The sequence below is a fragment of the Agreia sp. genome (genome assembly GCF_964263775.1).
In the GTDB taxonomy this organism is placed as follows: Bacteria; Actinomycetota; Actinomycetes; order Actinomycetales; family Microbacteriaceae; genus Agreia.
On the sequence record NZ_CAXVWM010000100.1, the window covers coordinates 1 to 6085 of the forward strand.

General features: G+C 69.4%; 6 protein-coding genes and 1 pseudogene. 5 read left to right on the plus strand and 2 right to left on the minus strand.

The features are described from left to right. The 3 genes from ACE5CZ_RS07815 to ACE5CZ_RS07825 all read left to right on the plus strand — a co-directional run. The coding region (locus tag ACE5CZ_RS07815) for a 2-succinyl-5-enolpyruvyl-6-hydroxy-3-cyclohexene-1-carboxylate synthase (RefSeq protein ID WP_374946766.1) at positions 1-1228 on the plus strand (1228 nt) is incomplete at its 5' end. 53 nt (positions 1229-1281) lie between these two features. Beyond that, entirely contained in the window at positions 1282-1944 is a 663-nt protein-coding gene (locus tag ACE5CZ_RS07820) for a dihydrofolate reductase family protein (RefSeq protein WP_374946767.1), read from the plus strand. Between the two features lie 63 nt (positions 1945-2007). Beyond that, complete coding sequence (locus ACE5CZ_RS07825; protein WP_374946768.1) at positions 2008-2868, plus strand: PPK2 family polyphosphate kinase; 861 nt, start codon at positions 2008-2010, stop codon at positions 2866-2868. A gap of 29 nt (positions 2869-2897) precedes the next feature. Here the strand turns inward: ACE5CZ_RS07825 and ACE5CZ_RS07830 are convergent, their stop codons facing one another. Together ACE5CZ_RS07830 and ACE5CZ_RS07835 are read right to left on the minus strand one after the other, a co-directional pair. Continuing rightward, positions 2898-3665: a hypothetical protein gene (locus ACE5CZ_RS07830; RefSeq protein ID WP_374946769.1), complete on the minus strand. Its 768-nt coding sequence runs from the start codon at positions 3663-3665 to the stop codon at positions 2898-2900. Positions 3666-3675: 10 nt separating this feature from the next. Beyond that, complete coding sequence (locus tag ACE5CZ_RS07835) at positions 3676-4938, minus strand: isochorismate synthase MenF (protein WP_374946770.1); 1263 nt, start codon at positions 4936-4938, stop codon at positions 3676-3678. A gap of 89 nt (positions 4939-5027) precedes the next feature. On the opposite strand from ACE5CZ_RS07835, the gene ACE5CZ_RS07840 reads away from it, so the two are divergent. Both ACE5CZ_RS07840 and ACE5CZ_RS07845 read left to right on the plus strand, forming a co-directional pair. Next, positions 5028-5741 (plus strand): demethylmenaquinone methyltransferase, encoded by a 714-nt coding sequence (locus ACE5CZ_RS07840; protein WP_374946771.1) that lies wholly within the window; start codon positions 5028-5030, stop codon positions 5739-5741. Positions 5742-5750: 9 nt separating this feature from the next. After that, positions 5751-6085 (plus strand): annotated as a pseudogene (locus ACE5CZ_RS07845) (polyprenyl synthetase family protein); the annotation flags it as partial.

Sequence of the window (6085 nt, forward strand, 5' to 3'; positions counted from 1 at the left end):
GGCAATGGATGCGTCGCGCGGCCGCGACGGGATGCCCGGCCCCGTGCACCTCAACCTGCAGTTCCGCGAGCCCCTGTCGGGAGACTTTCCCGAGATCGCCGTGCCGCATCTCGACGACCCGGCCCCGTCGCATCCGACCCCCGCCCACCGGGTCGGACCCGGCCTGCGCACGATCGTCGTGGCTGGCGACGGCGCGGGCCCTGAGGCCGAAGAGATCGCGCACGCGAGCGGATGGCCGCTGCTAGCCGAGGTCTCGAGCGGCGCACGCTTCGGGCCGAACCTGATCGTCGCGTACCGCGAACTGCTCTCGAGCGAGCTCGCAGAGCACGTCGAGCGCGTCATCGTCTTCGGCCATCCGACCCTCAGCCGAGAGGTGCCCGCGCTGCTCGCGCGACCCGAGCTGCAGCTCGTCGTCGTGGCCTCGGGCGGCGAACGCATCACGCCCGGGCACGACGGTCGGCTGCTGGTAGATCACGTCGAGGTCGGGCCCGAGGCCGTCGCGGCGAGCCGAGAGCCGGATGCGCGGGCCTGGCTCGGGCGTTGGGTCATGGCCAGCCGACACCAGCTCGAACTCGACGACCCGGAGTTGCCCGCGCCCGACGTCGAGGCTCCCCGCTCGGGCGATCTCGGCCGACGCCGCGAGTATGCGAAGGCCGAGCTCGCCGCCGCCCAAGCGTCGATCTCGAGGCCGATCCTCGCGCTCTCCGTGTGGCGCGCCACGTGGCCGCACGACCGGCTCGTGCTCGGCGCATCGCGGCTCATCCGCGAGGCCGACCGGGTCGTGCCGGGCAAGAAGATCACCGTTCACTCCAACCGCGGCCTGGCCGGCATCGATGGAACCGTGTCGACCGCGCTGGGCGTGGCCCTGGCCAGCCAGGTGGATGCGACGGGCGGCGTCACCCGGGTTCTGCTCGGCGACCTCACCCTGCTGCACGACGTGGGCGGGCTGCTCGTCGGCGTGGGCGAGGTTCGTCCTCGCGTTCAACTCATCGTCGGCAACGACGGCGGAGGCACGATCTTCGACTCGCTCGAGGTCGCATCGACGGCAGATCCGGATGCGTTCGGTCGGGTCATGCGCACGCCGCAGGCGGTCTCGATCGAGCAGCTCGCCGCCGCATACGGCTGGGCGTACACGTTGGCAACGACGCGCGCCGAGCTCGACCGGGCGCTCACCAGCCCCGACGGGCCGTTGGGCATCGTCGAGGTTCTGCTCGCCGAATCTCAGTGAAGTCGGACGAATCGTCGTTTCGCAGGGCTTGAGCGCTTTGGTACATTGCCCTCGTGACCAAACTCCGAGTGCACAACCTCGCCATGTCGATCGACGGTTTCGCCACGGGCGAGGGTCGAACCTTCGAGGCCCCCTTCGGCCATGCAGGGCACCGGCTGATGCAGTGGTTTCTGCCCACGCACACCTTCGTGAGCAAGACCGGCCACGGCGACGAGGCGGTCGGCCAGGGCACCCGCGGAGTCGATGATGCGTTCGCCGCCGCGACCGACGTGGGCATCGGCGCCGAGATCATGGGCCGCGGCAAGTTCGGCCCGCAGGAGGGGCCGTGGACAGACGAGACCTGGCGCGGATGGTGGGGCGAGGAGCCTCCCTTCCATTCGCCGGTCGTCGTACTGACGCACCATGCACGCCCCGACCTGACGGTCGGCGAGACGTCGTTTTTGTTTCGGGATGCGTCGCCGCGCGAGGCCCTCGACCTCGCGATCGAACAGGCGGGCGGCCTCGACGTGCGCCTCGGCGGCGGCCCCACCGTCGTGCGGGAGTTTCTCGAGGCAGACCTCGTGGATCACCTGCACATCGTCGTGGTGCCGATCGTGCTCGGCCGAGGCGTGCGACTGTGGAACGGATTGGAGAGCCTCGAGCAGCGCTTCGAGGTGCAGGCGACGGCGACGCCCGCAGGCGTCGTGCACTACGTCTTCACGCGCAAACCGGCGTAGCGCTCGAACTGCAGACGCGGCCCCGTCTACAGTGGGGTCACGCTCGATGAAAGGCACCGACCAATGGCCAAGAACGACGACTCTTTCTTCTCGGGCAGCGCCCGCGACCTTCTCGCCGCCCGCGAGGGCTTCGTGCTCGCCGACCTCGACCCGGCGAGCACACCCGGGGTTTCGGCATCGAAGAAGCAGGGCGAAAAGGCGCTCGCGGCCGGGGCGCCCACCCTCGACGACCTTCAGGTCAGGCTGCACGCCAACAGCCTGGCGGGCGACAACCGCAGCGTGCTGCTGGTGCTGCAGGCCATGGATTCCGCGGGCAAAGGCGGCATCGTCAGTCACGTGATCGGCACGGTCGATCCCGAGGGCGTCTCACACACCTCGTTCAAGAAGCCGACGCCCGAAGAGCTCAGCCACGACTTCCTCTGGCGCATCCGCAACGCCCTGCCGAAGGCCGGCCAGATCGGGGTGTTCGACCGCTCGCACTACGAAGACGTGCTCATCGCGCGGGTGCGCGACCTCGCCACTCCCGAGGTGATCGAGAACCGCTACGAGCTCATCAACGAGTTCGAACGCCAGGTCACCGAGTCGGGCACCAGCATCGTCAAGGTCATGCTGCACATCAGTTCAGACGAGCAGAAGGCCCGCCTCGGCGCCCGCCTCGAGCGCGAGGACAAGTACTGGAAGTACAACCCGGGCGACGTCGACGAGCGGATGCTCTGGCCGGCCTACCAGGAGGCCTACCAGCGGGCCATCCAGAACACATCGCCCGAGATCGCGCCGTGGTTCGTCGTGCCGGCCAGCCACAAGTGGTACGCCCGGGCCGCCGTGCAGCAATTGCTCATCGAGACGATGACGGCGTTCGGCCAGGGCTGGCCGCCGGCCGACTACGACATCGAGGCCGAGAAGGCGCGGCTCGCGGCGAGCTAGCCGGAGAGCCGGCCGGGCGATTCTTTGCCTCAGGGCGCCAGGCTCGCACCGTTCTGGCCGGTTCGCACGTCGAATCCGTCCCAGAACGCGCTGATCGACGTCGACCCGACACTCGAGACGAGTACACCCGACGCCGTGAAGTCGTCGGGAGTAGCGCAGGCGGCGACCGCTTCGGGGGTCGACGCCTCATGCACGATCAGGCAGAGGCTCGCATCGACGTCTTTCGCAACCCAGACCCTCCATCCGGGTTCGTCGGTCGGCACCAGGCGGGTGGTCGACGAGTCGATGAATGCGGGCAGCAGCTCATAAAGACGGTCGGTGTCGGTCTGCACGGCGTCGAACCAGCGCTCTGCTGATGCCGCGCTTCCGGTGGTCACCGCTCGGGCGGGCACCCGTGCGGGCAGGGGAGCGACCTCGCGGTGCCCGAGTTCCATCGTGTCGACGAACGGCCGATCGTCGCGCGGGGGCGCGAGCCACATCGCTGCGCCCGTGGCGATCAGTGCCAGCACGACGAGCGTGCCCGTCACCCGCGCGACGCGAGACCGGATGCTGTGGGCTCGGCGCTCGCGGGCATCCGCGGCATCGCGTGCGGCCCGCTGCAGGGCCTGCTGCTCGGCGGCCTCACGCAGCTCGAGCTCGTGCAGTTCGCGAGCGGCATCGGCCGCGCGAACCTCGTCTGCCGGGGTCGACGTGCGCCCATAGGCGGCCCGGGCGAGCGCGGCCCGTTCGTAATTCAGGACAGGCGCGTCGCCGAGGACACTATGGCGGCGGTCGGCCTCTCCTCCTGAATTACGCACGGCGCACGCCCTAGCCGAAGGCCTCGACGATGGGGCGGAACTTCATCTTGGTCTCGATGAGCTCCCTCTCCGGATCGGACTCCGCCACGATTCCCGCGCCGGCGTAGGCCGTGATGTCGCCGTTCTCGGCGATCTGGGCGCAGCGCAACGCGACGGCCCACTCGCCGTCGCCATCAGCGCCGACCCACCCGACCGGCCCGGCGTAGCGGCCCCGGTCGAACGGTTCGAGTTCGTCGATGACGGCCAGCGCGACGGCCGTGGGGGCGCCGGCGACGGCGGCCGTGGGATGCAGCGCGGCAATGAGATCGAGTGATGTCGAGCCGTCAGACAGCAGGCCCTCGACGTCGGTGGCGAGGTGCCACAGGTTGGGCAGTTTGAGGGTGAAGGGGATCTCGGAGGTGATCAGGGTGCGCGTGTGCGACTGCAGCGACCCGACGACGCTGGCGACGGCGAAGCGGTGCTCGTCGAGGTCTTTCGAGCTCGTTGCCAGCGCGATGGCGGCCTCGGAGTCGGCCTCGGCGTCGCGGCCGCGTGACATCGTGCCGGCGAGCACCCGGGCGCTGACGGTTCCGTGGTCGACACGCACGAGCGTCTCGGGGCTCGAGCCGATGAGGCCGTCGACGGCGTAGGTCCAGCAGTCGGGGTAGCCCAGGGCGAGATCGGTGAGCGTGCGCCGCAGGTCGCTCTCGGTGGGCAGGTGGCCGACGAGGTCGCGGGCGAGCACGACCTTGTTCAGGTCGCCCGCCGCAATTCGGGCGACCGCGGCCTCGACCGAGGCGCGGTAGTCGTCGGGCTTCACCTGCCCTGGCAGGAGCGAGAGTCGGTATTCGGCCCCGAGGGGGCGGGCGGCGGGTGCGGGATGCGGGGAGCCGACCTGTTCGCCCGACTCCGACTGCGCCGTGATTCGGGTGATCCAGTACACGCCCGCACGCTTGCCGACGACGATCTCGGGAACGATGAGGGTGGAGATGAGGGCCGAGGTGGCCGAGAACGCGAAGGCGCCGAACGCCACGAGTCCCGTGCCCGGCGACTGCAGCGGGTCGGTGACCCGAGCGAGCCGGGCGACCTCGCGCCACGTCGCACAGGCATCCGCGAATCGGTTCGCCCCCGAGAATTCGAGCCGCAGCGCTACACCGGCGCCCGCCATGCCCTCGCCCTTGCGCATCCAGAGCAGCGGATGACGCGAGTCGAGCAGCGGCACCAGCAGCCGGATGTCGTCGACGCGCGTGGTCTCGACGACCAGGCGGGGCAGAGTTCGTGACGTTTCGCTCACGCGTTCAGCCTAGTTCGGCCGGAGTGCGCGCATTCCCGAACATGCGCCATCCCCAGCCGTCGTGCGGGCTGCGCAACTACACTGAACGTGTGAATAAGGCAGACCTTACGAAGAAGCCCCAGGCGGTCTCCGCGATGTTCGACCAGGTCTCGACGCACTACGACCGCACGAACGCGGTGCTTTCGATGGGCAACGACCAACTGTGGCGGGCGGCCACGGTTCGGGCCGTCGACCCGCGCCCAGGCGACCGCATCCTCGATCTCGCTGCAGGAACGGGAACGTCGAGCGCCGCCCTCGCCGCCAAAGGCGCACACGTGGTGGCCGCCGACTTCTCGCCCGGCATGATCGAGGTCGGCAGGCGCCAGCAGGCCGGCAACCGCAACGTCGAGTTCGTGATCGCCGACGGCATGAACCTGCCGTTCGCCGACGAGGAGTTCGACGCCGTCACGATCTCGTTCGGGCTGCGCAACATCGTCGACCCCCATGTGGCTCTGAAAGAGCTCTACCGGGTCACCAAGCCGGGCGGCAGAATCGTGATCTGCGAGTTCTCGAAGCCCCCGGCCAAGCTCGTGCGCACCGGTTATTTCACCTACCTGAACAGGGTCATGCCCACCCTGGTGAAGCTCGCGTCGTCGAACGCCGAGGCCTACGACTACCTGGGCGATTCGATCAAGGCCTGGCCCGACCAGAAGACCCTGGCGGAATGGATGCGCACCGCCGGATTCCGGAGGGTCGCGTACAAGAACCTCAGCCTCGGAATCGTCGCCCTGCACCGGGGCATCAAGCCCCGCGCGGGTCAGTAGGCTGAACCCGTGACCCCGAAAACACCCGTTGCCGGCACGAGCGCGCCCGCAGGCAAGGCTCGGCGCACCCAGAGCCTGTCGTCGTCGCTCAACCTGCACGACCGCCTCTTCTCGACCAGTCGCGACCGCGAGGTGGCGCGTGCCGTCGACAACGGAATCGAGCGCCTCGAGGCGAGACTCTTCGCCGAGGTCAAGTTCAGCGACGAGCTCGCCGACGTGGCCGCCCGCTATCTGCTCGAGGCCGGCGGCAAGCGGGTTCGGCCCATCCTCGCCATGCTCACGGCCCAGCTCGGCGACGGCGTCACCGACCAGGTCATCATGGCCGGCGCATCCATCGAACTCAC